25 protein-coding genes are annotated in these 26,561 nt (G+C 73.5%); 10 read left to right on the plus strand and 15 right to left on the minus strand.

Annotated features, from left to right (window positions below; all coding sequences use genetic code 11):
* Positions 1-91: 91 nt before the first annotated feature.
* Complete coding sequence (locus tag AC1DQC_RS13135) at positions 92-802, plus strand: RDD family protein (RefSeq protein ID WP_477051687.1); 711 nt, start codon at positions 92-94, stop codon at positions 800-802.
* Entirely contained in the window at positions 799-1,200 is a 402-nt protein-coding gene (locus AC1DQC_RS13140) for a DUF2510 domain-containing protein (protein ID WP_477051688.1), read from the plus strand. The genes AC1DQC_RS13135 and AC1DQC_RS13140 overlap by 4 nt, the downstream gene beginning before the upstream one ends.
* Here AC1DQC_RS13140 and AC1DQC_RS13145 read toward each other — a convergent pair.
* From AC1DQC_RS13145 to AC1DQC_RS13210, 14 genes are all read right to left on the minus strand, one after another.
* The gene (locus AC1DQC_RS13145) at positions 1,176-2,117 is read right to left on the minus strand and encodes a glycoside hydrolase family 113 (RefSeq protein ID WP_477051689.1); all 942 of its coding nucleotides are present in this window, start codon (positions 2,115-2,117) and stop codon (positions 1,176-1,178) included. The genes AC1DQC_RS13140 and AC1DQC_RS13145 overlap by 25 nt on opposite strands.
* A 40-nt stretch (positions 2,118-2,157) precedes the next feature.
* Positions 2,158-2,574, minus strand: coding sequence for a glyoxalase (locus tag AC1DQC_RS13150; protein WP_477051690.1), 417 nt, complete (start codon positions 2,572-2,574; stop codon positions 2,158-2,160).
* 33 nt (positions 2,575-2,607) lie between these two features.
* Positions 2,608-3,510, minus strand: coding sequence for a hypothetical protein (locus AC1DQC_RS13155; RefSeq protein ID WP_477051691.1), 903 nt, complete (start codon positions 3,508-3,510; stop codon positions 2,608-2,610).
* Positions 3,511-3,576: 66 nt separating this feature from the next.
* Positions 3,577-4,314, minus strand: coding sequence for a uracil-DNA glycosylase (locus AC1DQC_RS13160; protein WP_477051692.1), 738 nt, complete (start codon positions 4,312-4,314; stop codon positions 3,577-3,579).
* An 87-nt stretch (positions 4,315-4,401) separates the two neighbouring features.
* A complete protein-coding gene (locus AC1DQC_RS13165; protein ID WP_477051693.1) occupies positions 4,402-4,869 on the minus strand; it encodes a TIGR00725 family protein in 468 nt (155 codons plus the stop codon).
* A gap of 127 nt (positions 4,870-4,996) precedes the next feature.
* Positions 4,997-5,614, minus strand: a complete 618-nt coding sequence (locus AC1DQC_RS13170) for an L-threonylcarbamoyladenylate synthase (RefSeq protein ID WP_477051694.1) — start codon at positions 5,612-5,614, stop codon at positions 4,997-4,999.
* A 10-nt stretch (positions 5,615-5,624) separates the two neighbouring features.
* Positions 5,625-5,981 carry a nucleotide pyrophosphohydrolase gene (locus AC1DQC_RS13175; protein WP_477051695.1) on the minus strand — a complete coding sequence of 119 codons (357 nt, stop codon included), beginning with the start codon at positions 5,979-5,981 and terminating at the stop codon, positions 5,625-5,627.
* Positions 5,978-8,035 carry an elongation factor G gene (locus AC1DQC_RS13180; RefSeq protein ID WP_477051696.1) on the minus strand — a complete coding sequence of 686 codons (2,058 nt, stop codon included), beginning with the start codon at positions 8,033-8,035 and terminating at the stop codon, positions 5,978-5,980. Before AC1DQC_RS13180 ends, AC1DQC_RS13175 begins: the two co-directional genes overlap by 4 nt.
* Before the next feature lie 103 nt (positions 8,036-8,138).
* Positions 8,139-9,095 (minus strand): FKBP-type peptidyl-prolyl cis-trans isomerase, encoded by a 957-nt coding sequence (locus AC1DQC_RS13185; RefSeq protein ID WP_477051697.1) that lies wholly within the window; start codon positions 9,093-9,095, stop codon positions 8,139-8,141.
* Positions 9,096-9,208: 113 nt separating this feature from the next.
* Entirely contained in the window at positions 9,209-10,891 is a 1,683-nt protein-coding gene (locus tag AC1DQC_RS13190; protein WP_477051698.1) for an alpha-amylase family protein, read from the minus strand.
* A gap of 51 nt (positions 10,892-10,942) precedes the next feature.
* Positions 10,943-11,965 carry a TIGR03885 family FMN-dependent LLM class oxidoreductase gene (locus tag AC1DQC_RS13195; RefSeq protein ID WP_477051699.1) on the minus strand — a complete coding sequence of 341 codons (1,023 nt, stop codon included), beginning with the start codon at positions 11,963-11,965 and terminating at the stop codon, positions 10,943-10,945.
* A gap of 11 nt (positions 11,966-11,976) precedes the next feature.
* Positions 11,977-15,489 (minus strand): TM0106 family RecB-like putative nuclease, encoded by a 3,513-nt coding sequence (locus AC1DQC_RS13200; protein WP_477051700.1) that lies wholly within the window; start codon positions 15,487-15,489, stop codon positions 11,977-11,979.
* 39 nt (positions 15,490-15,528) lie between these two features.
* Entirely contained in the window at positions 15,529-17,841 is a 2,313-nt protein-coding gene (locus AC1DQC_RS13205; RefSeq protein WP_477051701.1) for a helicase-related protein, read from the minus strand.
* A 118-nt stretch (positions 17,842-17,959) separates the two neighbouring features.
* A complete protein-coding gene (locus AC1DQC_RS13210) occupies positions 17,960-18,295 on the minus strand; it encodes a winged helix-turn-helix transcriptional regulator (RefSeq protein ID WP_477051734.1) in 336 nt (111 codons plus the stop codon).
* 142 nt (positions 18,296-18,437) lie between these two features.
* On the opposite strand from AC1DQC_RS13210, the gene AC1DQC_RS13215 reads away from it, so the two are divergent.
* From AC1DQC_RS13215 to AC1DQC_RS13240, 6 genes are all read left to right on the plus strand, one after another.
* Positions 18,438-19,286 (plus strand): SDR family oxidoreductase, encoded by an 849-nt coding sequence (locus tag AC1DQC_RS13215; RefSeq protein ID WP_477051702.1) that lies wholly within the window; start codon positions 18,438-18,440, stop codon positions 19,284-19,286.
* Between the two features lie 78 nt (positions 19,287-19,364).
* Positions 19,365-21,011 (plus strand): ABC-F family ATP-binding cassette domain-containing protein, encoded by a 1,647-nt coding sequence (locus AC1DQC_RS13220; RefSeq protein ID WP_477051703.1) that lies wholly within the window; start codon positions 19,365-19,367, stop codon positions 21,009-21,011.
* Between the two features lie 39 nt (positions 21,012-21,050).
* Positions 21,051-22,163, plus strand: a complete 1,113-nt coding sequence (locus AC1DQC_RS13225; RefSeq protein ID WP_477051704.1) for a Gfo/Idh/MocA family protein — start codon at positions 21,051-21,053, stop codon at positions 22,161-22,163.
* 39 nt (positions 22,164-22,202) lie between these two features.
* Positions 22,203-23,189, plus strand: coding sequence for a TIGR03557 family F420-dependent LLM class oxidoreductase (locus AC1DQC_RS13230; protein WP_477051705.1), 987 nt, complete (start codon positions 22,203-22,205; stop codon positions 23,187-23,189).
* A gap of 13 nt (positions 23,190-23,202) precedes the next feature.
* Positions 23,203-23,568, plus strand: a complete 366-nt coding sequence (locus AC1DQC_RS13235; protein WP_477051706.1) for a hypothetical protein — start codon at positions 23,203-23,205, stop codon at positions 23,566-23,568.
* Between the two features lie 34 nt (positions 23,569-23,602).
* Positions 23,603-23,959, plus strand: coding sequence for a nuclear transport factor 2 family protein (locus tag AC1DQC_RS13240; RefSeq protein ID WP_477051707.1), 357 nt, complete (start codon positions 23,603-23,605; stop codon positions 23,957-23,959).
* Positions 23,960-23,989: 30 nt separating this feature from the next.
* Here AC1DQC_RS13240 and AC1DQC_RS13245 read toward each other — a convergent pair whose 3' ends face one another.
* Complete coding sequence (locus AC1DQC_RS13245) at positions 23,990-24,397, minus strand: ATP-binding protein (protein ID WP_477051708.1); 408 nt, start codon at positions 24,395-24,397, stop codon at positions 23,990-23,992.
* Between the two features lie 147 nt (positions 24,398-24,544).
* Here AC1DQC_RS13245 and AC1DQC_RS13250 point away from each other — a divergent pair, with 147 nt between their 5' ends.
* Positions 24,545-25,639 carry a VIT1/CCC1 transporter family protein gene (locus AC1DQC_RS13250; protein WP_477051709.1) on the plus strand — a complete coding sequence of 365 codons (1,095 nt, stop codon included), beginning with the start codon at positions 24,545-24,547 and terminating at the stop codon, positions 25,637-25,639.
* 74 nt (positions 25,640-25,713) lie between these two features.
* Positions 25,714-26,535: an ABC transporter ATP-binding protein gene (locus tag AC1DQC_RS13255; RefSeq protein WP_477051710.1), complete on the plus strand. Its 822-nt coding sequence runs from the start codon at positions 25,714-25,716 to the stop codon at positions 26,533-26,535.
* Positions 26,536-26,561: the final 26 nt, after the last annotated feature.

Below are 26,561 nucleotides of genomic sequence, written 5' to 3' on the forward strand. Positions count from 1 at the left end.
GACGCGCACGGGGCTCAATGGGTGCTCGCGGGGTGTCGATGCGTCCGCAGAGCGCGGCCCGCGGGGCTGCCGGACCCGAACCAGGAGTGCCGTGAGCCACCAGGACCCGTACCAGCCACCGAGCGGTGCCGCCTGGCAGCCCGGACCGGCGTCGGCGCCGCCTCCGTACCAGCAGCCGGCCTACCAGCAGCCGACGTACCAGCAGCCCGCGTACCCGCCGGCGTACGGCGGCGAGGCGCCCGGGCACCCGTCCTTCGCCGCGTACGGCACCCCCGAACCGCAGTACGGCTACCCGACGGCGCCCCAGTACGCCGCGCCCGGCTACGGGTACGGCTACGCCCCGATCCCCTACGGCGCGGCACCGACGTACGCCCACTGGGGTCTGCGGGTCGGCGCCCTGCTGCTCGACCTGCTGGGGCTGATCCCGTACTGGATCGGCGCCTTCGTCTCCGGCTTCTCCTCGACCGCCGGGTACGACGCCTACGGCCAGCCGACGTCGGTCCCGACGTCGACGGGCACCGCGGTGCTCGTCGTCGGCGCTCTGGTGTCGCTCGGCCTCTGGGTGTGGAACCGCGGAGTCCAGCAGGCGCGCACGGGGCAGTCGTGGGGCAAGAAGGTGGTCGGCCTGCGCCTGGTGCGCGAGGAGACCGGGGAGAACGTCGGCGTGGGCCGGGCGCTGCTGCGCGACATCACCCACTGGCTCGACTGCTGGCTGCTCGGGCTGGGCTTCTGGTTCCCGCTCTGGGACGCGAAGCGGCAGACGTTCGCGGACAAGATCGTCAAGACGGTCTCCGTCAAGTGACGGCTCCGGGCTGGTACGACGACCGCGCGACGCCCGGCGTGGTGCGCTGGTTCGACGGCACGGCATGGACCCCGCACACGTCGCCGCTGCCGCCCGCGCCGGGCACGTCCCCGTCGTGGCCACCGGCACCCGTGGGGGGCTCGGCGGGCGTCGGGCCCGACAACACGCTGCACTGGCTGCTGCCGGTCGGTCGGTCGTGGCAGTCGGTCCTGGCGGGCTACCTCGGGCTGGCGGCGCTGCTGATCTGGCCCCTCGGGCCGGTGGCGATCGTGCTGGGCGTCGTCGCGCTGCGCCGCGCTCGCACCGGGCACGGGTCCGGACGGGCGTGGTTCGGCATCGTCGGCGGACTGCTCGGCTGCGTCTTCGGCGTCCTCTACCTGCTCAACGCCGTCGCGTAGGCGCGGCGGACGACGCCCTCGGCGGCCTTGCCGAACACGCAGTAGTCGTCGTTCGTCGCCGCGGCGCCCTCGTCGTAGAGCCGGGCCGGCCAGTCCCAGAGCAGGAAGCCGCCCACCCAGTCGCGACGCGCGCACGCCGCGAACGCGGCCTCGTACCACTCGACCTGCGCCTGCTCGCTCGGGGCGCCCTCGAGCGCCCAGTCGTTGGGGAGGGCGGGGGAGCCGACGCGGCTCGGGCAGCCCGCCTCCAGGAACAGGAACGGCTTGCCGTGCGCCGCGACGATGGGTGCGATCCGGTCGAGCTGGTTCTCCCAGTCGTCGACCGGGTAGTAGCCCGACGACGAGATGACGTCGACCGCGTCCCACCAGCCGACGTGGTCCTCCTGGTACTTGTCGCAGTTGTACGTGATCAGCCCGTCGTAGACGGCGCGGACCTGCGCGACGAGGGCCCGCCACTCGGCCTCGCGGCGGTCCGACTGCACCATCTCGCACCCGACGCAGAGCATGTCGACGCCCTCCTCCGCCGCGATCCGGGCGTGGTGGACGATGAACTCGGTGTAGGCGGCGAACCACTGCGCCCAGGTGGGCTCGGGCGGCACGTCGACGTCGAAGAAGCTGATGTGCGCGCGCCACGTGCCGTTGCGCACGTTGACCACCGGCTTCAGGCACACCTTCAGCCCGCGCTGCTTGGCGGCCCGGACGGCCCACCGGACCTCGTCGTCGGTGACCGTCGGCTCGTCGCGGAACCGGATCTCGGTGGACTGCGGGGTGTCCTGCAGGGCGCCGAACGCGATCGCCGTCCACGTCACCCCGAGGCGCTCGACCATGAGGTCCAGCGACCGTTCCGCCTCGGGTCCTCCCCACGTGCCGCGCACACCGGTCCAGCCCCACGTCATGCCCGCCACGTAGTCGCCCATCCCGGCAGCCTAGGGCTTACTTCGATGATTTAACAAAGGGTCACTGCGGGTGCATCCACGGCGTGTACGTGATGCCGACGAGCAGGCCCTCGGGGCTCTGCAGGCGCGCGGTCGTCTGGCCCCACGGCTCCTCGGCGGCCTCCTTCAGCAGCCGGTGGCCCGACGCCTGCAGCTCGGCGGCGCCGGCGGCGACCGCCTCGACGGTCGGCACGTCGAGCTCGAGCCACGCCTGGGGCGTCGGCACGTCGGCGGGCCACTGCGGCGACCCGAACGTCGACTCGGCCGCCTGCGACAGCGGCCAGAGCGCGAACGCCTTGACGCCCTCGAGGTGGTCGTTGGTGAGGTAGCCCGGCACCGGCTCCTCGAGCGCGATCCCGAGGCCTTCGCCCCAGAAGGCCCGGGCCGCGGCACCGTCGGTGGTGATGGGGCCGAAGCCCGCGACGAACGAGATCTCCATGCGTCGACCGTAGCCACGACCGCCCACAGGCGGTCAGGCCTGGTAGACGACCGTCGTGTCGACCGTCATCTGGCTGATCGTGCCCCCGAGCCGCGCCTCGAGGCCCAGCTGGTCGCCGGGGAGGAGCCGGTACGCGGTGCGGTCGTCGCGCTCGCGGACGTCCACGACGAGCGCCACCTCGACCGTCATGGCGAACGCGTACCGCTTGCCGCCCTCCACCAGGAACCGCGTGCCGAACGTCGTGTCCGACAGCGTGAGCGGGTGGTAGAGGTTCGCCGAGAGGAGCTCGCCGTGGTACGGGTCGCTGTAGACGTTGTGGCGCACGAACTGCGGGAGCTTGTCCCAGGCGCCGGTCACCGGGTTGATCTCCCAGCCCTGCAGGAAGATGTCGCCGAACGCGCCCACGTGGGAGTACCCGATGGTCCGTCCCTTCGACAGGACGGTCACGGTGTCGATCCCGAGCGCCGCGATCGAGCCGCCGAACCGCACCTCGGACAGGCGCGCGGTGGGCCGGTAGTCGATGCCGACCCCCGCCCAGGCCTGGAACGTGCCCCGGGTCGAGGTCGGGCTGATGACCGCAGCCAGGCCGCCGGTCGCGGCGTCGGCGTACGAGCCCGGCGCCGGTCCCGTGGCGCCCGTCCAGGCGTACCGATAGCGGTTGGCGGCTGGCGGCCCGGTGACCCAGTAGGTGAGGCCGTCGGCGTCGCCCGGGATGTAGAGCCGCGACGGCCAGGCCAGCGTGTAGATCGGGCGGTCCGAGATGCGGTCCGTGAACCGCGAGGTGAAGTCGCGCAGAGTCTGCAGGCTGGCCTCGTCGGGCTGCAGCGTCTCGGCGTCGAAGACGCGGTCGTGCTGGATCCTGTCGAGGTGGGCACGGTCCACCACCTCGGGGTGTCCCGTGGGTCCTGCTGACTCCTCGTACCGCGTGGCGCTCATCGTCGATCCTCTCCTGGGTGGACGGCGGCCACCTCAGAGGGGGGCGGGAGGGCACCGGGAGATACGTCATCCAGCGAGCGCCCGGGCGCGCAGCAGCACCGCGTCGAGCATGTCCGGGGTCAGCCGGCCCGTGAAGGTGTTCTGCTGGCTGACGTGGAAGCAGCCGAGCAGCACCACCTGGGCGCCGCCCGGGCCGGCGAGCACCAGCTCGACTCCGTGGCCGAACCGGGGCCGGGGGCGCGGCACGGCCCAGCCCTGCTCCGCGAGCGTGGTGAGCAGCGCCTGCCACCCGAAGCCGCCGAGCACCACGATCACCGCGGGACGGATCAGCGACAGCTCCCGGCCGAGGTACGGCCCGCAGGTCCGCCGCTCCAGCGGGGTCGGGTCGTTGGCCGGCGGGGCGCAGCGCACCGGCGCCGTGACGCGGATGCCCGTCAGCGTCAGGCCGTCGTCGCGGGACACCGACGTCGGCTGGTTGGCGAACCCCGTGCGGTGCATCGCCGCGAAGAGGAAGTCGCCCGAGCGGTCGCCGGTGAACATGCGTCCGGTGCGGTTGGCGCCGTGGGCCGCGGGTGCGAGGCCGACGACGAGCACCGCCGCCTCCGGGTCGCCGAAGCCGGGCACGGGCCGCGCCCAGTACGTCTCGTCGCGGAAGGCGGCCCGCTTCTCGACGCCCACGAGTTCCCGCCACGCGACCAGGCGCGGGCACGCGCGGCACGTGGGCACGACGGCGTCGAGCGCGTCCAGGTCGGTCGCGGCTGCCGCGGCTCGGGCCACGTCGGCCGCGCTCGTCGGGACGGTCACGGGCGCACCCGCGCGAGATCGAGGGCCCCGCACGAGAACGAGACTGCGCATCCTCGATCTCGCGCCGGACCCTCGATCCCGCGGGTGTCAGCCATCGCCGAGCGCCAGCGCGTCGACGGCGGTGAGGGCCTCGTCGACCGTGCCGACGGGGTGCAGTGCCGGGTCGCCCGGCAGCGACCACCCCCGCAGCGCCACCACGGGGACGCCTGTCCGGACGGCCAGCGCCACCTCGCTCAGCGTGCCCCATGACCCCCCGACGCTGACGACGACGTCGCTCGACCGCACGAGCAGCGCGTTGCGCAGCTCGCCCAGACCGGTGGGGATCGCGACAGTGACGTAGGTGTTCGCGGCCGACCGGTCAGTGCCGGGGAGCAGCCCGACGACGACACCGCCGGCCCCGGAGGCCCCGCGGGCGACGGCCTCCATCACCCCGCCGTGCCCGCCGCAGAGCACCACGTGCCCGCGCTCGGCGAGCCCGCGGCCGACGTCTTCGGCGTCGGCCAGGACCTGCTCGTCGGCCCCGGACGGCCCGACCACTGCGACGTAGCTGCCCACCGGCTCACCCTCCCGCCGTCTCCGGCCTCACGCCAGCGGCCTCGATCTCGTGACTCCCAGCCGAGCTCGCCGGTCGTCACCGGMGAGGTCGGCGCGGAGTCACGAGCTCGCCGCGAACGGGCGACCCTCAGAAGCGGTCCGGGTCGCCCGCGCCCACTCGGACCACCTCCGGCGTGCCGTCAGTCCAGTCGACGACCGTCGTCGGCTCGGTCCCGCAGTCGCCGGCGTCGACGACCGCGTCGAGCACCAGGTCGAGCTCCTCCTTGATCTGCCAGCCCTCGACCATCGGCCACTCGTGGCCGGGCATGAGCAGGGTGCTGGACAGGAGCGGCTCGCCCAGCTCCCGCAGGATCGCCTGGGCCACGGGGTGGTTGGGGATGCGGACGCCGACCGAGCGCTTCTTCGCGTGCGCCAGCCGCTTGGGCACCTCGGGGGTGGCCAGCAGGATGAACGTGTAAGGGCCGGGCGTGGCGGCCTTGATGGCGCGGAACGCGCTGTTGTCCAGGTGCACCAGCTGGCCCAGCTGGGCGAAGTCGGAGCAGACGAGCGTGAAGTGGTGCCGGTCGTCGAGGTGCCGGATCTTGCGGATGCGGTCGGCGCCGTCGTGGTTGTCGATGCGTGAGCCCAGCGCGTAGCAGGAGTCCGTCGGGTAGGCGATGACGGCGTCCTTGCGCAGCAGGTCCACCACCTGCGCGATCGAGCGGGGTTGCGGGTTCTCGGGGTGGACGTCGAAGTACCGGGCCATGGTGACGAGGCTAGGGCTTGTCGGGCGCGACGCCACGAACCTCGTCGGCGGCGAACCGGCGGTGGGAGTCCGCCAGCTTGGCCCGCGCCGCCTCGCCCAGGTCGACGCCGAGCACGTCGGCCAGGCACACCAGGTAGACGAGGACGTCGGCCATCTCCTCGGCGGCGCGCGCCTTGCGCGACGGCTCCGCGAACCGCGCGACGGCCTGGTCCGCCGGCACCCACTGGAACAGCTCGGCCAGCTCACCCACCTCGCCGACCAGCGCGAGGATCACCGACTTCGGGTCGTGGAACTGCTGCCAGTCGCGCTCGGTGCTGAACTCCCGGACCAGGCGCGTGAGCTCGGCGAGCTCGCGCTCGTCGGTCACGCGGGGACCAGGTGGTCCGGGCAGACCTCGAACCGGTCGGGCGCGATCGACAGCTCGGCGCGACCGCCGGTCAGCGAGCGCAGGTCGAGCACGTAGCGGGCCAGCTCCGCCTCGGGCACCGACGCCTCGATGAGCACGAGCCCGTCGTCCAGCGAGGTCGTCGCGTTGATGTGGCCGCGGCGCGCGGACAGGTCGCTCATCACGTCGCCCTGCGCGGTCATCGGCACGGTCACCGACACGTGGCAGACGGGTTCGAGCACGATGGTGCCCGCCGCGTGCAGGGCGTCGCGGACGCCGTTGCCCGCGGCCGTCCGGAACGCCATGTCCGAGGAGTCGACCGAGTGCGACTTGCCGTCGTAGACCTCGACGCGCAGGTCGACCACGGGATAGCCGTGCGGGCCGCCGGAGGCCATCGCCTCGACCACCCCCTTGTGCACGGCCTGCACGTAGGTGCGCGGGATGGCCCCGCCGACGATGGCGTCGACGAACTCGAACCCCGACCCGTGCGGCAGGGGCGAGACCCGCAGCTGCACGACCGCGAACTGCCCATGCCCGCCGGACTGCTTCTTCACCTTGCCCTCGGCCTCGACGGGGCGACGGATGGTCTCCCGGTACCCGACCGGCACCGGTGACGTGCTCACGTGCACCCCGAACACCCGCGCCAGGCGCTCCAGCGCGACGGCCAAGTGCGTGTCGCCGAGCCCCCGCAGGACAGTGCTGTCACCCGAGCGGTCGACGCGCAGCGTGGGGTCCTCGGCGACGAGGCGTCCGAGCGCCGCCGAGAGCCGGTCGTCGTCGGACTGCGTGAGCGGCTCCAGCGCCAGGCCGTAGACGGTGTCCCGGTCCCGCGGTGGGCGGGCGGTCATCGACGCCGCCGGCCCGGTCCGGTCGGCCAGCAGGGTGCCGGACGGCGTGCCGGTCAGCTTGGCGACGGCGCCGATCTGCCCGGCCGGGACGGCGTCGACGGGCAGGTGCTCCTTGCCGCGCAGCCGGAACAGCCCGGGGATCCGCTCCTCCGTCCGGGTGGCCGTGTTGACCAGCCGGTCGCCGTTGCGGACCGTGCCCGACAGCACCCGGAACATGGTGACCTGGCCGACGAACGGGTCCGCGAGCGTCCGGAACGCGTACAGCAGCGTGGGGCCCTTCGGATCGGCGGCGACCTCCACCTCCGTCTTCCCGGCCTGCACGCGCGAGGTCCGGTCGGCGGGCGAGGGGCCGAGCTCGCACAGCAGGTCCGCCAGGCGGTCGACGCCCACGCCGGTCACGCCCGACGCGACGAGCACCGGGAACGCCTCGCAGTCCCGGACCTCGTGCGCGAGCGTCGTCTCGAGCTCCGAGGCGGTCGGCTGCTCGCCCGCCAGGTAGCGCTCGAGCTGGTCGTCGTCGTGCGCGACGATCTCCTCGGTGACCTCGTCGTGCAGCCGGTGCTCCTCGTCGGCGAGCCCGGTCGGCAGCGCCTCGGAGTGGTGCCGGCCCTCGCGGTCGTACGCGAGCCCCTCCTCGGAGAGCACGTCGGCGACGCCCGTGAACGCCGTCTCCTCGCCGAGCGGAAGCTCGAGCGGCACCAGCCCGTCGCCGAACGCGTCCCGCAGGTCAGCCAGCACGTGCCGGAAGTCGGCCCGCGCCTTGTCCTCCTTGGTGACGACGACCATCCGCGGGACGCCCGCCTCCGCCGCGAGCCGCCACGCCGCGTGGGTACCCGCCTGGACGCCGTCGACCGCGCTGACCACCACGAGCGCCAGGTCCGCCGCGGCCAGCGCGGCGTCGACGGACCCCGCGAAGTCGGCCGACCCGGGCGCGTCGAGCAGGGTCACGTCGTAGGCGTTGCCGTCCGCCGCGGTCCACGGAAAGGGGGCGACGCCCAGGCCGAGGGAGATGCCGCGGGCGATCTCCTCGGGCTCGTGGTCCGTCACGGTGCTGCCGTCCTCGACCCGTCCCGCACGGGTGAGCACGCCGGCGCGGTGCAGCAGCGCCTCGGTGAGCGTGGTCTTGCCCGACCCCGCGGCGCCCACGAGCGCCACCGTCCGGATCCTCGGCGTCGCTGCCTGGTCCATCGTCCACTCCCGGGCTCCGGAGTCGTCTGGCTCTTCCCGCCACCCTAGGACGCGACGAGCCCGGGACGCGAGGCGTCCCGGGCTCGTGCTGACTGCCGTGCGGTCAGGTGGCCGCGAGGATGTCGACGACGAAGATCAGCGTCGAGTTCGGCGGGATCGTGTCCCCGCTGCCCTTCTCGCCGTAGCCGAGGTCGGGCGGGATGACCAGCAGCACCTGGCTGCCGACCGTCTGGCCCGTGAGCCCCTGCGTCCAGCCCGGGATCACGCCGCTGAGGGAGAACGTGGCCGGCTCGCCGCGGTCCCACGAGGAGTCGAACTGCGTGCCGTCCCAGAGCCAGCCCGTGTAGTGCACGGTCAGCGTCTGGTCGGCGGTCACGGGGGCGCCGGAGCCCTTGATCAGGGGCTGGACCACGAGCGAGGTGGGCGCGGCGTCCGAGATGGGCGTGATGGACGGCTTGCCGGTGTCGTCGAGCGTGACGGTCGGCAGGCCGGCGGGCGGCGTGACGGCCTCGCCCTCGGCGCGCGCCGGGACCGGCGGGGTGTCCTTGGCGTCGATCACGTCGGCGGCGATGACGTTGGTGCCGCCCTCGGCCGGGACGGCGAACAGGATCCGCACGCCGACCTTCTGGCCGACCAGGGCGTCGTGCAGCGCCGGCGGCAGCTTGTCGTCGGCGACGACGGACTCCGGACCGCTCTCGTAGTTGTCCCCGAGGACGCTGCCGTCCGTGCCGGACACCGCGACCTCGTTGATCGAGAGCGTCTGCCCCTCGGTGATCTCGGCGCCGGTGCCCTCGTCGACCACGCGCACGGTCACGCCGGTCACCGTGAACGGCGTCGACGGCAGGGTGATGGTCGGCTTGGTGCCGGGGTCGCCCTCGACCTTGACCTGAGCGAGCGCGGCGGTGTCGGCGGCGTTCGCCGCCGAGCTGTCCGACGCGGACGGCGAGGCCGACGGGTCGGCGCCGGAGTCACCGGAGCAGGCGGCGACCGTGAGGCCGAGGGTCAGGGCGAGTGCTGCGGCGGCGAGGCCGCGGCGGGCGGTGGTGGTCGTGCGACGCACGAGGGTCCTCCGTCGTTTCGGGTCCCGCCCGGGGAGGCGGCGGACCTCGGCACGGTACGCGAGTTTTCTGGGAGCGCGCTGAGCGAGCCGCTGCGTGGGCGGCCCGAAACGCTTCAGATCAGGCGGCGGTCGCCCTCGCGGACCACGCGCAGCCACCGGTAGCCGTAGCCGGTCAGGTCGACGTCCGTGCGGCCCTCGGCGTCGATGGTGCACGTGCCGTCCTGCAGGAGGTCGACCAGCTCGACGGTGTCGTCGCAGTCGGCGAACCGCAGCGGCACGGTCACCGCATCGGGGCCCAGGTTGTGCACCGCGATGGTCGAGCCGTCGCCCCACGTGCTGCGGTGGGCGAGGACCGCGGGGTGCGGCTGGGACAGGATCTCGGCGCGGGCCGTCCAGCCGAGCTCGGGGCTCTCGCGGTAGCGGCGGACCAGCAGCTGGACGAAGTTGAGCAGCGAGTCCGGGTCGCGGCGCTGGTCGGCCACGTTGACGTGCTCCGGCGAGTACCCGTCGTCGGGGATCGGTCCGGAGAGCTTCCGCTTCGCCGCGCGCGAGAAGCCGCCGTTCGTCCCCGGCGTCCACTGCATGGGGGTGCGGACCGCCATGCGGCCCTCGGCGGCCAGGTTCTCGCCCATGCCGATCTCCTCGCCGTAGAACAGCACCGGCGTGCCGGGCAGCGAGAAGAGCAGCGAGTAGACCATCCGGAGGCGCCGCGGGTCGCCGCCCAGCATCGACGGCAGGCGCCGGCGCAGGCCCCGGCCGTACAGCTGCATGTCGGGGTCGGGGCCGAACGCGTCGAAGACCTCCTGGCGCTCCTTGTCCGACAGCTTGTCCAGCGTGAGCTCGTCGTGGTTGCGCACGAACGTCGCCCACTGGGCGTCGTGGGGGATGTCGGGCCGCTTCGCCAGGGCGTCGGCGATCGGGCGGGCGTCCCCGCGGGCGAGGCCGAGATACAGGTTCTGCATCCCGATGAAGTCGAACTGCAGCGTGAGCTCGTCGCTGTCGGCCTCCCCGCCGCCGAAGTAGACCCGCTGCTCCGCGTACGGGAGGTTGACCTCGCCCATGAGGATCGCGTCGCCCACCCGCCTCGTGAGGAACGAGCGCAGCTCCTTGAGGAAGTCGTGCTTGTGCTGGATGTCGTCGCCGGGGGTGTTGGCGGCGTCGGCCAGGAAGAACGGGACGGCGTCGACCCGGAATCCGCTGAGCCCCAGCTCGGCCCAGTAGCCGATCACCTTCGCGATGGCATCCCTGACCTGCGGGTTCGCCGTGTTGAGGTCGGGCTGCTGGTGGTAGAACGTGTGCCGGTACCACTCGCCCGTCGCGTCGTCCTTGGTCCAGATGCCCGTCTCCTTGTCGGGGAAGACCACCTTGTCCTTGGTCGACGGCGGCTTGTCCGAGCGCCACACGTAGAAGTCGCGGTACGGGTTGTCCGTGCTCTTGCGCGCCTCCTGGAACCACCGGTGCTTCCACGACGTGTGGTTCACGACGAGGTCCGCGATCACCCGGATCCCGCGGTCGCGCGCCGTGCGGATCACCTCGACCAGGTCGCCGACGTCGCCGAGCCGCGGGTCCACCCCGAGGAAGTCGGAGATGTCGTAGCCGTCGTCGTAGTCCTCGGTCGGGTAGAACGGCATCAGCCACAGGCACGTGACGCCGAGGTCCGCGAGGTGGTCGATCCGCTGCACCAGCCCGGGCAGGTCGCCGACGCCGTCGTCGTTCCAGTCCATGAACGTCTCCACGTCCAGGCAGTAGATGACGGCGTTCTTCCACCACAGGTCACCGGTGTCGTGAATCCTCATGGGGACCGTTCCTACCGGCTGCGCCGCCCGGCCGCCCGTCGAGACGGTCGCTCAGCCGCGCAGCTGCGGGAGCAGGTGCTCGGCCGCCATGTCGACGAACGCCTCCAGGGTCGCGCTGCGCGGCGTGCGGGTCGGGGCCGCGTCGTCGTGCTTCTCGTCGTCCGGCGTCGGGTCCGTGGCCACCTGGTGCAGGTAGACCGCGTCGAACCCGATCGCGACCAGCTCGCTCAGCCGGTCGGCCAGCCGGGCGGGGTCGTGGTCGACCAGCACGCTGCGGCGGACCGCGTCGTCGCTCGCGTGGTCGCCGATCGAGTCGAACGCCTCCGGGGTGTCGAGGTCCCAGGCGACCGGCGGACCGAAGACCTGGCTGCGCCACTGCTCGCGCGCGACGGCCAGGGCGGTCGCCTCGTCGGGAGCCCACGACACGTGGACCTGCAGCGCGATCTCGCCCCGACCGCCGGCGTCCCGGTAACCGTGCACCACCTGCCGCAGGGTCTCGGGGTCCTGGTTCACGGTGACCAGGCCGTCCGCCCAGGCGGCATGGGCTCGCGCGGTCGCCGGCGTCACCGCCGGCCCGACGAGGAGCGGCTTCTCGTCGGGAAGCGTCCAGAGCTTCGCGCGGTCCACGGTCACCAGGCCGTCGTGCGTGACCTCCTCGCCGTCGAGCAGGGCGCGGATGACGTCGACGCACTCCCGCAGCCGGGCGTCGCGCGTGGCCTTCGGCGGCCAGCCCGCGCCGGTGATGTGCTCGTTGACGTTCTCGCCCGAGCCGAGCGCCACCCAGAACCGGCCCGGGAACATCGCGCCGAGCGACGCCACGGCCTGCGCGATGATCGCCGGGTGATAGCGCTGGCCCGGCGCGTTGACCACCCCGAACGGCAGCCGCGTCGTGGCCATCGCCGCGCCCAGCCACGTCCAGGCGAACCCCGAGTGGCCCTGCCGGACCGACCACGGAGCCCAGTGGTCCGAGCACATCGCGACGTCGAAGCCCGCCTCCTCCGCGCGCTGCGTGGCCGCCAGCAGCGCGGCCGGGTGGACCTGCTCGTGCGAGTTGTGGAAGCCGACGATCGTCATGGCACCCGTTCCTACCGGGTCCGTCGGGGACCTGCGCGCTGAGCGTCGCCGCCGCACAGTCCGATGAACGCGCCCAGCTCGGCCAGCTGCTCGGGCCTCGTCGGCAGGTAGTCGGTCAGGCGGCGTGAGCGCACGAGCACGGCGCACCACTGCGCGCGGGACACGGCGACGTTGAGCCGGTTCCGGTTGAGCAGGAACTCCATGCCGCGCGGCACGTCGTCGGCAGACGACGCGCACGTCGTGACCAGCACCACGGCGGCCTCCTGGCCCTGGAACTTGTCGACGGTCCCCACGCGGACGCCCACGACGCCCGCCGCCTCGAGCGCCCGCCGGACCGTCCACACCTGGGCGTTGTATGGCGCGACGACGAGGATGTCCGCGCCCGTGAGCGGCCGGTCGGTACCGGTGTGCGGGTCGCGCCATCTGCGGCCGAGCAGGTGCCGCACCTCGCCGACGACGACCGCGGCCTCCTCCGGCGACGACACGGCGTTGCCCTCGTGGTCGACCAGCACGGTGCGCAGGCCCGGCTCGACGCCGTCGAGCGACCGGTCGGCGGTGTGCGGGACGGCCGTCAGCCGGTCCTCGTAGGAGAGCCGCGACACCGCCGCGCACAGCGCGGGATGCATCCGCCAGGTGCGGTCGAGGAAGTAGCCGAGCTCGTCGGGCAGAGTGTCGTGGCCCTCGGCGAGCCAGCCGAGTGCGGATCGGTCGACGGGCGCCGGATGGCGGCCCTGCGTGACCTGCGGGAGCTGCTGCGGGTCGCCGAGCAGCAGCAGGTTCCGCGCGGCCGTGGAGACGGCGACGGTGTCGGCGAGGGAGAACTGGCCGGCCTCGTCGACGACCAGCAGGTCGAACCCGCCGTCGGGGATCCGGTCGCGCGTGGTGAAGTCCCACTTCGTGCCGCCGACCACGAAGCCGCCGGTCTGCCGTCCGTGGAACGCGAGCGCGTCCTTGCCGGCGGGCAGCGACTGCCAGACGGCGTCGTCGGGGTGCTCGTCCTGCGCCTTCTTGCCCATCTGCTCGCCGGGCAGACCCGCGGCGTTCACCGCACGCAGCATGTTCTCCACGACCGCGTGCGACTGCGCCACGACGCCGACCTTCCAGCCCTGCGCGGCCAGCGCGGCGATCACGTGGCCGCCCGTGTAGGTCTTGCCGGTCCCGGGCGGCCCCTGCACGGCCAGGTAGGAGCCGTCGAGGTCGAGGAGGGCGTCGATGATCGCCTCGGTGACCCCCGTGGCGTCGTCCGGACGAGGGAGGGCGAGGCCGCTGCGGGTCCGCGGCGGGAGCCGGCGCAGCAGGTCGACGACCTGCAGGTGCGGGAGCGTGGGGAGCCCGACCGCAACGCCGCCGGCCAGGTCGCGGATGGCCTCGACGATGTTCTTCACGCCGGGACCGGGTGTCGGCGCGAGCGCCATCGGCAGGTCGGGGGACGGCACGGCGCCCGTGGTCAGGCGCTCGCTCACCAGCAGCACGTCGCGCGTGCCGGAGGACGACCCGGCGGCACTCCGCGTGGTCACCTCGAGGATCTCGACGCTCGCCGTCCAGCCGCGGTGGCCCGTGCTGGACGTCTGGGCGTACCCGGGCGGCGGGTCGTAGAGCGCGTAGGCCTTGCCGCCCACGCGGAGGTCGCTGCCCGGCTCGAGCTGCCCCGTCAGCCGGAGCAGCCGGGCGTGGGTCCGCTTGCCCGCGCCGACGGCCCAGTCGTCTACCACCTCGGGTGCGCCCTCCACCAGCAGCGTGCCGCGCGGGTCCAGCCACTCCGCGGGGTCGGACTGCAGGCGGTCGAAGTGGGCCCACCAGAACGGCTTCGCCTCCCTGGCGTGATAGCCGACGGCGGCGGCGAGCATCTGCACCGCCTGCCGGTCGGCCGTCGACTGCAGTCCCTCGGCGCGGTCGAGCAGCTCGACGACGAGCGGGTCCTCCTCAGCCGGCTCCTCCGGCGCGGTCGGCGGCTCGTCGGCCGGGACGGCGCCGCGCTCCGAGCCCCGGGCCAGCAGCCAGTCACGCAGTCGGAGGGTGGAGACGCAGTCGTAGCGGTTGTAGTCGGCGATCCGGTCGAGGCGCTCCTGCCACGCGGTCGCGTCGCCCGCCTCGCGGAGGGCGCAGGCCTCGGCGTACTCGGTGATCGAGTCCGTCGCCGTGGTGACGGCCCCCTCGCGGTGCTCGGCGCCCATGTACAACGGCTCGAGCTTCTTGAGCGAGTACGAGTCGCTGCCCACGCGCAGGCCGCGCCGGACCGTCGCGTACAGGTCGACCAGAACCCCGTCGCGCAGCAGCTGGTCGACGGTGTCCTCGCCGACGCCGTGCCGGCCGGCCAGCCGGAGCAGCGCCGTCCGCTCGTAGGGCGCGTAGTGGTAGACGTGCATGCCCGGGTGGGCTGCGCGGCGCTCGGCGACGTAGGCGAGGAAGTCGACGAACGCCTGCTTCTCCTGCGCGCGGTCGTGCGCCCAGAACGGCCGGAACGCCCCCGACGCCTCGACCACGCCGAACAGGTACTCCAGGCCCCAGTCGGCGGGCTGGTCCGCCGGCACCGAGTCGTCGGTCCACAGCGGGTCGCCCTCGAAGTCGAAGAAGATGTCGCCGGCATCGGGCGCCGGGAGGTCGCTCACGGCCTCGGGGTCGACCAGCTCGAACGGCAGGGGATCGTCGGGGGTGACGCGCTGCACCTGGAGCGCCGCCTGGCGGCGGAGGTTCTCCAGCGTCGCAGCGCCGATGCCGGGCACGGGTCCCGCACCGGCCGCGAGCTGGTCGATGGTGTCGACGCCGGCCGCCGCGAGTCGCGCGCGCTGCGTGGACCGCAGGCCAGCGACGAGCAGCACGTCCCGGCGCGCAGCCACCTCCGCGGCGCACACGTCGCACCTGCCGCACGCGCGGTGGCGAGGGTCGCCCCAGGCTACGGGTGCGTCGGTGGCGCGGTGCTCGTCGAGCAGCCACTCCAGGCGGGCGCGGCGGTCGCGGAAGAGCGGGAGCAGGTCGGGCAGGCGGTGGGTCGACCGCGAACGGTCGCCGAGGATCAGGTGGACCTCGCCGGTCGTCGGGACGTCGGCGGCGACGAGCTGGTCCGCGTACGCCGCGAGCTGCAGCAGCGCGGTCACCTTCACGCTGCGCGCGAGCTTCGTGTCGAGCACCGTCCAGCCGGCCCGCTCGCGCACCACGAAGTCGGCCCAGCCGGAGAACCGGCCGTCGAAGAAGCCTGCCTGGTAGACGACGTCTGCATCCGACGACAGCGCCGCCATTGTCTCCGCCTGGATGCGTTCCAGCGCCGCCCGCTCGGAGCCGGGTTCGTACCGCGGCCGCGCGATCGTCACCACCCGGTGCGCGGCGCGGAACTCCTGCAGCACCCGGCTCTCGTGCGCGGTGCCGAGTGCGGACACCCGCTCGAGCATCGCGTCGGCGGCGATCGTCACGGGGTCCGCGAGCCCGAGCCGGCCGTCGAGGTGGCGCAGCACCGCGAACTCGCAGGCGGCGGCGTTGGCCAGGTCGCTCGGGGAGAGGACCAGACCGCCGTCGTCGAGAAGGAACATGCCGCGAGGGTAGGTCCCTCTGCCGACAGCGTCGGGCGGCTAGGCGCCGACGAACCACGCGGCGACGGCGGCGCCCGAGCTCGTGGTGTCGAACGCGCGCACCTCGGTGGCGACCGAGACGAGCTCCTCGAGGTGGCCCTCGGCGGTGTCGAGGGTCGGGTCGTCGACCGTCCCGCGCGCGTAGACCACCACGAGCGCCGGCAGCCGGTCCGCCTGCGTCGGACGCAGGATCGGGCTCGTCCGCTGGACGGACTGCCGGGCCGACCGGCTGCCGGCGAGCACGACGATCACGTCGACCGGCGGCAGGTCGATGCCCTCGTCGAGGATCTTCGGCGCCGTCAGCGCCTTGAGGGTGCCGTCGCGGAAGGAGCGCAGGCTCGACCGACGGGTCTCGAGGCCGTGGTGCACGACGTCGGCGGCGACCCCGGCTGTCCGGAGCCGCAGAGCGGCGGACTCCGCGTCGTCCTTCGTGTGCGTGAACACCACGGCGTGGGTCGACCGGGCGACCGTCGGGGAGAGCCGGACGAGGGCGTCGAGCTTGGCGGTCGACGTCGCGAGCAGGTCGCGACGCGTGCTCACCGCGCGCAGGTACGCGCTCGCGTCGGTGGCCGCGGTGCTGTTCTCCTGCCAGCGTCCCTGCAGGGTCTTGACGTCCTCGAGGAAGGCTCCGGGCCGGCACCCGTGCACGCGCGTGAGCCGGCCCGCAAGCTCGTCGATCTGTGCAGACAGCGCGTCGTGCTCGACCTGCGCGGCCTCGTCGAGGTCGACCGGGACGAGAGCCACCCGGAACTGCGCGAGCACGCCCTCCTTGCGGCCGCGGCGCAGGCCGCACCCGTCGAGCACGGAACCGAAGTAGGGCAGCAGGACCTGGTCCACACCCGGGTCCATGCGTTCCACGGCGGTCGTCAGCCCGAGCCGCGCACCGAACTGCGTCCGCAGCGTCTCCGCGGGGCGTGCCGAGCCGTACTTGTGCACCTCGTCCGCGATGAGCAGCCCCGGCCGGCCCTGCAGCAGGTCGTTGCCGAACGCCGCGCTGACCAGCGACACCAGCACGTCGCAGTCGTCGAACCCGTGCTCCCAGCCGTCGCCGCGGCGCCCGAGGGACAACCCGGGCAGGTCGATCTCGAACGTGCTGAACCACTGCTCCATCAGGTCCGCCGTCGGGACGAGCACCAGCACCTTCTCGCCGCGCGTCAGGGCGTCCCACGCCGCCAGCACGCCCACGATCCCGCGCCCCTGCGCGCTCACCGCCTCGACGATCCCGCGCCGGTCCGTGGCCAGCCAGGCGTCGAGCACGTCCTTCTGCCAGCGGCGCAGCTGCGGCCCGACGTACCGGACCTCGCCGCCCGGCGGCAGCGGGCCGCGCTCGACGGCCGGCGGCACAGGCGTCGGCGCGACGGGGAGGAGCTCGGCGACCGCGGCGGGCGCGATGTCCGGGACCGGCTCGGCGGCGGGGACGGGTGAGGGCGCGACGACGACCGACGGCGGCTCGGAGGTGCGGACGGGCTCGATGGCGGGGACGGCCGCGACCGGGAGCGGCTCTGCGATGCGGACGGGCTCGGCGGGCGCCACGGGCTCGGCGACGAGAGCGGCGACGCGGACGGGCTCGACGACCTCTACGGGCGCGAAAACGGGGGACGCTGCCACGTCGGCGGCGGGGGCGACGACGGGCACGGGCACGACGGTGCGACGCTCGACGGGCGCCACGGGCGCGATCGCGGGAACCCGCTCGACGAGGGGGGCCGGCGCGACCACGGGAGCCGGCTCGGCAACCGGGATCGGCGCGACAGGCCCGACGGCCTCGGCGACCACGACGGTCTCGGGCCGGGGCGCGGGGACCTCGCGCGCCRGCATGGTGGCCGGAACCCAGACCTGGGCGGTGGCCGGCGGCGTCGCGACGCGGGGGATGACCGGGACACGGACGGGCAGCGGGGGAGCGGCGGGCGTGGCCGTGGCCCGTTCCTGGAGCTGTACGGACGGCCGACCCGCGAAGGCGGCCGCGGGAAGGATGCGATGCTGCCCGAAGGCAGGAGCGGGGCCAGCCGGCGGCTCGGGGGCGCGCGCGGGGGCGCGGTCGCCGAACGACGCCGCGGGGGCGAGGACGGCCGGCGCGGGCWGGTGCGGCCGGGGGGTGTGCGGGCCGGCGACCGGGTGGGCCGCCCCGAGCGCTCGCCACCTCGGCGGGGTGCCGCCGTCGTTCCGGAGCCGCGGGTCGCGCTGCAGGAGCAGCTCGACATCCGCCGGGCCGAGTCCTCGGTACCCGGCCGCCGTCAGGGCGTGGGCGAGCTCGTCGGCCGTCTGCTGAGGACGCGCGCCGAGGGCGGCGTACAGCGCGTCGTTCGGAGTGGACACGGCCGCCTTCCTTGGATGTCGATCAACAGGGCAGGGAGTTCCCTCCCTGTTCTCGGCATCGGCACGGCCGGAGTTCAGTCGCGTGCGCGAACTCGTCGAAGCGACGAGCGGAGAGGCGTCAGGCCGGCGTGACGATCTCGTCGGCGTTGTCCGAGATCCACTCCATGAGCGGCAGCAGCCGGGCGACCAGCTCGGTGCCCCGCGGCGTGAGCGAGTAGTCGACGCGCGGCGGGATGCTCGGGGTCACCTCGCGGTGCACGATGCCGTCGGCCTCGAGCGTCCGCAGGGTCTGGGCGAGCATCTTCTCGCTGATGCCCTCGACGATCCTGCGCAGCTCGCCCCAGCGCATGGTGCGCTCGGACAGGGCGACCAGGAGCAGGACGCCCCACTTGCTGGTCACGTGGTCGAGGACGATCCGGGACGGGCACGCGGCGGGGAGTACACCATCGGTCATGAGGCGGTCCAGGGCGCTGACCTCGTTGCTCACTGTCACGTGCGTACCTTACGCCGAAGTGGGTACCCACGAACGGGAAGGTCCCGCGCCGTGCCTCCGTTGCGGTAGGCGACAAGCCTGCACGTCTTCGAGAGGAACCACCATGTCCGTCGTCGTCACCGGTGCCACCGGCCACCTGGGCCGTCTGATCGTCGCGAACCTGCTCGCCGGGGGTCTGCCCGCCGACCAGATCGTCGCCACCGGCCGCCGCACCGAGCGCCTCGCGGACCTCGGGGTCCGCACCGCCACGGCCGACTACGGCGACCCGGCCGCGCTCGCGGCCGCGTTCCAGGGCGCGGAGACGGTCGTCCTGGTCTCGGGCAGCGAGCCCGGCGTCCGGGTGGCCCAGCACGCCGCGGTCATCGACGCGGCGAAGGCCGCGGGCGTCCGGCGGCTCGTGTACACGAGCGCCCCGCACGCCGACACGGCCGCGCTCGCCCTGGCGCCCGACCACAAGGCCACCGAGGAGCTGGTCCGGGCATCGGGCCTGGCGTGGACCATCGTGCGCAACAACTGGTACACGGAGAACTACGTCGGCGCGCTCGAGCAGGCGCGGACCACCGGCGCCCTCCTGTCGAGCACCGGCGACGGTCGCGTGGCCAGCGCGTCGCGGGACGACTACGCCGCCGGGGCGGCCGCCGTGGTGCTCGGAGAGGGGCACGAGGGCAAGGTCTACGAGCTCAGCGGCGACGTTGCGTGGTCGTTCGACGAGCTGGCGGACGCCCTGTCGACCGTGCTGGGCACGCCGGTGGTCAACACGCAGGTCTCGTTCGACGAGCACCGCGCGATCCTGGTCGACGCCGGGCTCGACGAGGGCACCGCGGCATTCGTCGCGACCCTGGACGCCGACATCCGGCGGGGCGACCTGGCCGACGCGACCGCCGACCTGCGCACGCTGATCGGCCGGCCGACGACGCCGTTGGTGGAGGGTCTGCGCGCCGCGATCGCCTGAGGTCCGGCGGAAAAGGAAGGTGCGCGGGCGGCCCGTCCGCGTACCTTCGCACCTTCGCCGAGCAAGGAGAATGACCGCATGACCGCCACAGTGCAGGCCAAGGGAGTCGGGGCCGGCTTCGGCGATCGGGAGCTGTTCTCGGGCGTCGACCTCGTCGTCGCGCCCGGTGACGTGATCGGGCTGGTCGGGCCCAACGGCGCGGGGAAGTCCACCCTGCTGCGCATCCTGGGCGGGATCCGGCCGCCCGACACCGGCTCGGTGACCGTGTCGCCCGCGCACGCGCAGCGGGGGTTCCTGGCGCAGGAGATCGAGCGGCTGGACGGCGAGTCGGTGCGCGCCCACCTCGAGCGCCGCACGGGCGTCGCCCCGKCTCAGCGCGACATGGACGCGGCCGCGGAGGCCCTGGGCGCGGGGGAGGAGGGCGCCGACGACGCCTTCTCCGAGGCGCTCGAGCGGTGGCTGTCCCTCGGCGGCGCCGACCTMGAGGCGAGGCTGGGCACGGTGGCCGACGACCTCGGCCTGACCGTCGACCTCGACCACCCGATGACGGCGCTGTCCGGCGGCCAGGCGGCGCGCGTGGGCCTCGCGGCGCTGCTGCTGTCGCGGTACGACCTGTACCTCCTCGATGAGCCGACCAACGACCTCGACGCCGCCGGCCTGGACCGGCTGGAGGAGTTCGTCGAGCGGTCCGAGGCCGCGATCGTCGTCGTGAGCCACGACCGGGAGTTCCTCAGCCGCACGGTCACCGCCGTCGTGGAGATCGACCGCAGCCTGCAGCGCGTGTCCACGTACGGCGGCAGCTACGACTCGTACCTGGAGGAGCGCTCGATCGCCCGTCGCCGCGCGCGCGAGGCGTACGAGGGCTACTCGTCGCGGCTCGACGCGCTCAACGCCCGCGCGCGCATGCAGCGTGCGTGGATGGAGAAGGGCGTGCGCAACGCCCGTCGCAAGGCGACCGACAACGACAAGCACGTGAAGCACCACCGCGGCGAGACGTCCGAGAAGCAGGCGGCGAAGGCGCGGCAGACCGACAAGATGATCGCGCGGCTGGACGTCGTCGAGGAGCCCCGCAAGGAGTGGCAGCTCCAGATGTCGATCGCGACCGCCGGGCGTTCCGGTGCGGTGGTCGCCGTGGCGCGGCACGCCGTGGTGACGCGGGGCGCGTTCACGCTCGGGCCGGTCGACCTGCAGCTGGACTGGAAGGACCGCGTCGCCGTGACCGGTCCCAACGGGTCGGGCAAGTCGACGCTGCTGGCGCTCCTGCTCGGCCGGCTGCAGCCCACGTCCGGGGCGGTCGACCTCGGCTCCGGTGTGCTCGTCGGCGAGGTCGACCAGGCCAGGCGCGCGTTCGAGGGCGACGAGCCGCTGGGTGACGCGTTCGCCCGCGAGGTGCCCGACTGGCCCACCGCCGACGTCCGTACGCTGCTGGCCAAGTTCGGCCTGGGCGGCCACCACATCCACCGGCCCGCGTCGTCCCAGTCGCCCGGCGAGCGCACCCGCGCGGCCCTGGCCCTCCTGCAGGCGCGCGGCGTCAACCTGCTGGTGCTCGACGAGCCGACCAACCACCTGGACCTGCCCGCGATCGAGCAGCTGGAGTCGGCGCTCGACTCGTTCGACGGCACGATCCTGCTGGTCACGCACGACCGACGGATGCTCGAGACCGTCCGCCTCACGCGCCGCTGGCACGTCGAGGACGGGCAGGTCACCGAAGTCACCGCGGACTAGTCTCGACGCGCACGCATCCGCCGACGACGAGGACAGCGCATGACGCAGCAGGCACCCATCCGGTTCGGCGTGGTCGGCAGCGGCTGGCGCGCGGAGTTCTTCGTCCGCATGGCCCGGCTCATGCCGGAGCGGTTCCAGGTGACCGCGGTGGTGACACGGTCGGCGGAGCGCGGCGCCGAGGTCGAACGGGCGTGGGGCGTGCCGACGGTCCGGACCATCGAGGAGCTCGTCACGGGCGCGGTGCCCGGCGGCGGCACCGACCGGCCCGAGTTCGTCGTGGTCTCCGTCCCGTGGCCGGTCACCCCGGAGGCGACCGCCGAGCTGGTGTCGCTCGGGATCCCGGTGCTGGCCGAGACGCCCCCCGCCCCCGACGCGGACGGGCTCCGGAACCTGTGGTCCGAGGTGGGCTCGTCGGGTCTGGTTCAGGTGGCCGAGCACAGCCCCGCGATGCCGTCCCACGCGGCCCGGATCGCGGCTGTCGAGGACGGCGTGATCGGGCGGCCGACGAGTGTACAGATCAGCTCGACGCACCTGTACCACGCGGTCGGGCTCATTCGCCGGTTGCTGGACACGGGCCGAGAGGAGGTCGTCGTGCGGGCGTCGGTGTTCACCGCGCCCCTCCTCGGCCCTCTCGGCCGCGACGGCTGGACGGGAGCCACCGAGCCGGCCGACGCCTGGAACATCCTCGCCACTCTCGACTTCGGCGGTGGCCGCAGCGCGCTGTACGACTTCACGGACAACCAGTGGCACAACCCGCTGCGCACCAACCGGATCGTCATCCGCGGGTCGCACGGCGAGATCGTCGACGACACGGTGACCCGGTGGGTCGACGAGCGCACCGTGCTCAGCTCGCCGATCGTGCGCCGGGTCTCCGGGCTGGAGCAGAACCTGGACGGGTTCGACCTGGAGCACCTCAGCCTGGACGGGCGCGTGCTCTACCGGAACGCGTTCCACGGCGCCCGCCTGGCCGACGACGACATCGCGGTGGCATCGCTGCTGGACGCGACCGGCGCGTGGGTGCGCGGCGACGGACCGCCGCCGTACCCGCTGGCCGACGGCTGCCAGGACCACCTGCTCGGGCTGGCGATCGAGGAGGCCGGCCGCACGGGCTTCACGGTGCGGACCGAGCGCGAGGCCTGGGCGGACGCCTGACCGGATGCGAGGCGCTGGCAGGAGTGCGACCGTCGATCGGTGACCCGTTTCGGATACACCCTCATGACCGAGCAGTCCGGACCGAAGGACCTGGTCCGCTACTCCATCGCCGCTGAGCGCCTCGGGTTCGACTTCGAGGTGTCCAGCGACCACTACTTCCCCTGGCTCGACGAGCAGGGCCATGCGCCCTACGCCTGGACGCTGCTGGGCGCGGTCGCCCAGGCGACCGAGCGCGTCGAGCTCATGACCTACGTGACCTGCCCCACCGTCCGGTACCACCCAGCCGTCGTCGCGCAGAAGGCCGCGACGCTCGGGGTGCTCTCCGACGGTCGGTTCCAGCTCAACGTCGGCGCGGGGGAGAACCTCAACGAGCACGTGGTCGGCGAGCGCTGGCCCGCGGTCGGCGAGCGACAGGACATGCTCGAGGAGGCGATCGAGATCATCCGCTCGCTGCTCACCGGCGACCGCGTGAACTTTGCCGGCGACTTCTTCCAGGTGGACTCCGCCAAGGTGTGGGACCTGCCCGACGAGCCGATCCAGATCGGCGCCGCGGTCTCGGGCCCGGACTCGATCGAGCGGTTCGCCACCCTGGCCGACCACCTGGTCGCGGTGGAGCCCGACGCGGACGCCATCCGGCACTGGGACGACGTCCGCGGGCACGCGCTGCCCGAGTCCCGCAAGATCGGGCAGATCCCCATCAGCTGGGACCCGGACCGGGACGCGGCGATCGCCCGTGCGCACGAGCAGTTCCGCTGGTTCGCCGGCGGCTGGAAGGTGAACGCCGACCTGCCGACCACGGAGGCGTTCGACGCGGCCAGCCAGTTCGTGCGGCCGTCCGATGTGGCCGAGCAGATCCCGTGCGGCCCGGACCTGGATGCCGTGGTCGAGGCCGTCTCCGCCTACTGGGAGGCCGGCTTCACCGACATCGCGCTCGTGCAGGTGGGCGACGAGCGGCAGGACGAGTTCCTGTCGACGGCGGCCGGCCCGCTGCTCGAGAAGCTCCGCGCCGCCGCCCCCACCGACTGAGAGGACGATCGACATGGCTGTGACCGCATTCGGCGACCTTCCCCTGGCCGACCGCGACCGCGCGTGGGACGGCGACGCCGCCGAGAAGCGCGTGCGGGCCTGGGCGAAGGCCGAGGCCGAGCCCAACGAGAAGTACCGCGACGCGCACGTCTGGTACGACGCCGACTCCAAGGAGAACTTCACCGCCTACAAGCTGCTGATCGCCGACGTGATCGACGGAAAGCTCACGGCCGTCCCGCGCGGCGTCTTCGCAGCGGCGGCGGTGATGCAGGGGTCGCGCGGCGGGGTCGACGTCCCGGCCAAGGACCGCGACCGCATCAAGAGCCACCTGGCGAAGTACTACAAGAAGCTCGACGAGACGGCACCCTGGGATCAGTAGCCGCCTGCCGACCGTCTCGACCGTGGAGGACGCCATGCCGGACCTGTTGGAGTCGCTGATGCGCGCGAACTTGCTGGAGGTCTTCGGCGAACGTGACCCCGACCGCCGGCTGGAGGCGATCCGTCGGACCTACACGCCGGACGTCGTCTTCGCCGACGCCGAGGGGCAGCTCCAGGGCCACGACGCGTTGCACGCCAAGGCGCAGGGCATCCTCGACGGCGCTCCCGACGTCGTCTTCCGGCCGGCGGGGGACGTCTACCAGGTCCAGGACCTCGGCTACCTCGCATGGGAGCTCGGCCCGGCGGACGGCGATGCGGTGGTCAGCGGCGTCGACATGGGCTTCGTCCGGGACGGACGGCTGGCGCGGGTCTACACGGTCGTCCTTCGGTGACCGGACGTCGCGGACGCGCCGCAGCGGCACTCAGCGGCCGAAGCGGCCCAGCTCGCTGACGTCGTCGTGCCGGAGCTCGAACCAGACGGCCTTGGCGGCCTCGCCCTGCTCCTCCGACGTGCCCCAGCTCGAGGCGAGCTTGTCGACGAACATCACGCCGCGACCGCCGAGCGCGGTGGGCGGCGGGTTGCGCACCACGGGCACCTCGCGGACGCCGTCGGTGACCTCGACGCGCGTGCGCTCCTCGTCGACGTGCACGCGCAGGACCACGGGCGGGTCGGCGTGCGCCACGGCGTTGGTGACCAGCTCGCTGACCAGCAGGACGAGCAGCTCGAGGCGCCCGTCGTCGACGCCGGCCTCGGTCAGTCGGTCTCGTGCCCAGTGGCGCGCGGGAGCGATCGCGGAGAGCGCGGGCGCCACGGCCGTCTCGGCATACAAGGGGAGCCTCCCGGAGAGTGGAACGGGGACGAACACCGCCTTGGGCGCCCGTCGGTTCCCGCCACGGTTCTGCACATCTGATGATTCGGCAACCTGAACACCGGCCTCAAGGCGATTTGTCGCAGCAGCGGCTGCGACCATGGAGCAGTGCCGAACACTTCCACCGCACGTCAGAGCCCCTCCCGGTCCCAGGTCCGGAGGTGGCGCAAGTACCTTGCCGACGAGCGCGCCGAGGCGGCGGTCTACCGCGACATCGCGTCGCGGCGCACGGGCGAGGAGCGCCAGATCCTGCTCGCGCTGGCGGATGCCGAGGGGCGGCACGAGCAGCACTGGTTGGATCTGCTGGGCGACGACGTCGGCAGGCCGCTCCGGGGCGACTTCCGCACCCGGACCCTGGGATTCCTGGCCCGGCGGTTCGGTTCGGTGTTCGTCCTGGCGCTCGCGCAGCGGGCGGAGGCGCGCTCGGGGTACGACGACGACGAGGACGCCACCCCGGCCATGGCCGCGGACGAGGCCATCCACGAGGAGGTCGTGCGCGGCCTGGCCACGCGGGGGCGCAACCGCATCTCGGGCACGTTCCGCGCGGCGGTGTTCGGCGCCAACGACGGGCTGGTGAGCAACCTCGCGCTGGTGCTCGGCATCGGCGCGAGCGGCGCGTCGACGGCGGCCGTGCTGCTCACGGGCCTGGCGGGGCTGCTCGCGGGCGCGCTGTCCATGGGCGCCGGCGAGTACGTGTCGGTTCGGTCGCAGCGCGAGCTGCTCGAGGCGTCGCGCCCCGGTCAGGCGGCCCGGGCCGCGCTGCCGCACCTCGACGTGGACGCCAACGAGCTCGCCCTGGTCTATCGCGCCCGGGGCATGGAGCCGGACGAGGCGCAGGCCCGTGCCGACGAGGTCCTGGGGTCGCTGGACCAGGCCGACGCGTTGGCGGAGCAGGCGGAGGTCGAGGTGGTCGACGAGCACGAGGCGGTCGGCTCGGCGATCGGCGCGTCGGCGGCGAGCTTCTGCTTCTTCGCGTCCGGTGCGGCCATCCCGGTGCTGCCGTACCTGCTCGGCGCCGAGGGGCTGACGGCCGTGGTGTGGGCGTCGGTGCTCGTCGGGCTCGCGCTGCTGGCGACGGGCGCGACGGTGGGGGTGCTCTCCGGGGCGTCGCCGGCCAAGCGTGCGCTGCGGCAGCTGGCCATCGGTTACGGCGCGGCAGCGGCCACGTACCTGCTCGGTCTGGCGTTCGGGGGCGTCGTCTAGCGCACGGTGGGTGTGACGTTCACCACGTGAGCAAGGTTTGGCAACCCTTACTTAGATAAGGCTAACCTGCACGCGTGACCACCTCGGACGCCCTGCGCGGCGACGGCCTGACCCTGGCGTACCACGGCACCGTCGTCGTGACGTCGGCCGACCTGCGGCTGCGGCCCGGGCAGGTCACGGCCCTGATCGGGCCCAACGGCTCGGGCAAGTCGACGGTACTGCGGGCGCTCGCTCGGCTGCACGCCCCCGAGGCCGGAACGGTGAGCCTCCCCGACGTCCCCGACGCGCACGCACTGTCCGCCAAGGACTTCGCGCGGCGCGTGACGCTGCTGTCCCAGTCGCGGCCGACGCCGTCGGGGGTCAGCGTCCGGGACGTCGTCCGCTACGGCCGGCACCCCTACCGCGGTCGCTGGCGGCAGAACGACGCCGACGGGCCGCGCGCCGTCGCGTGGGCCATGGAGGTCACGGGCGTCGGGTCGATGGCGGACCGCGGCGTCGACGAGCTGTCCGGCGGCGAGCTGCAGCGCGTCTGGCTGGCCACGTGCCTCGCCCAGGACACCCGCGTGCTGCTGCTGGACGAGCCGACCACGTACCTCGACCTGCGCTACCAGGTCGAGATCCTCGACCTGGTCCGGGACCTGGCCGACGACCACGGCGTCGCCGTCGGCGTCGTCCTGCACGACCTCGACCAGGCCGCGGCCGTCGCCGACCACGTGGTGCTGCTGCGCCGCGGCGAGGTCGTCGGCTCCGGCAGGCCCCATGAGGTGCTCACCGCCGACGCCCTCACCGAGACGTACGGGATCCGCATCGAGGTGGTGCGCGACGAGCGCACGGGCCGCGTGCACACCCGGCCCGTCGGCAGGCACACGCACCGCTCGCACCTGACCACCGCCTAGCACGCCCTGTTCCACCGACCCCAGAG

Source organism: Cellulomonas sp. P4_H12 (genome assembly GCF_056400905.1).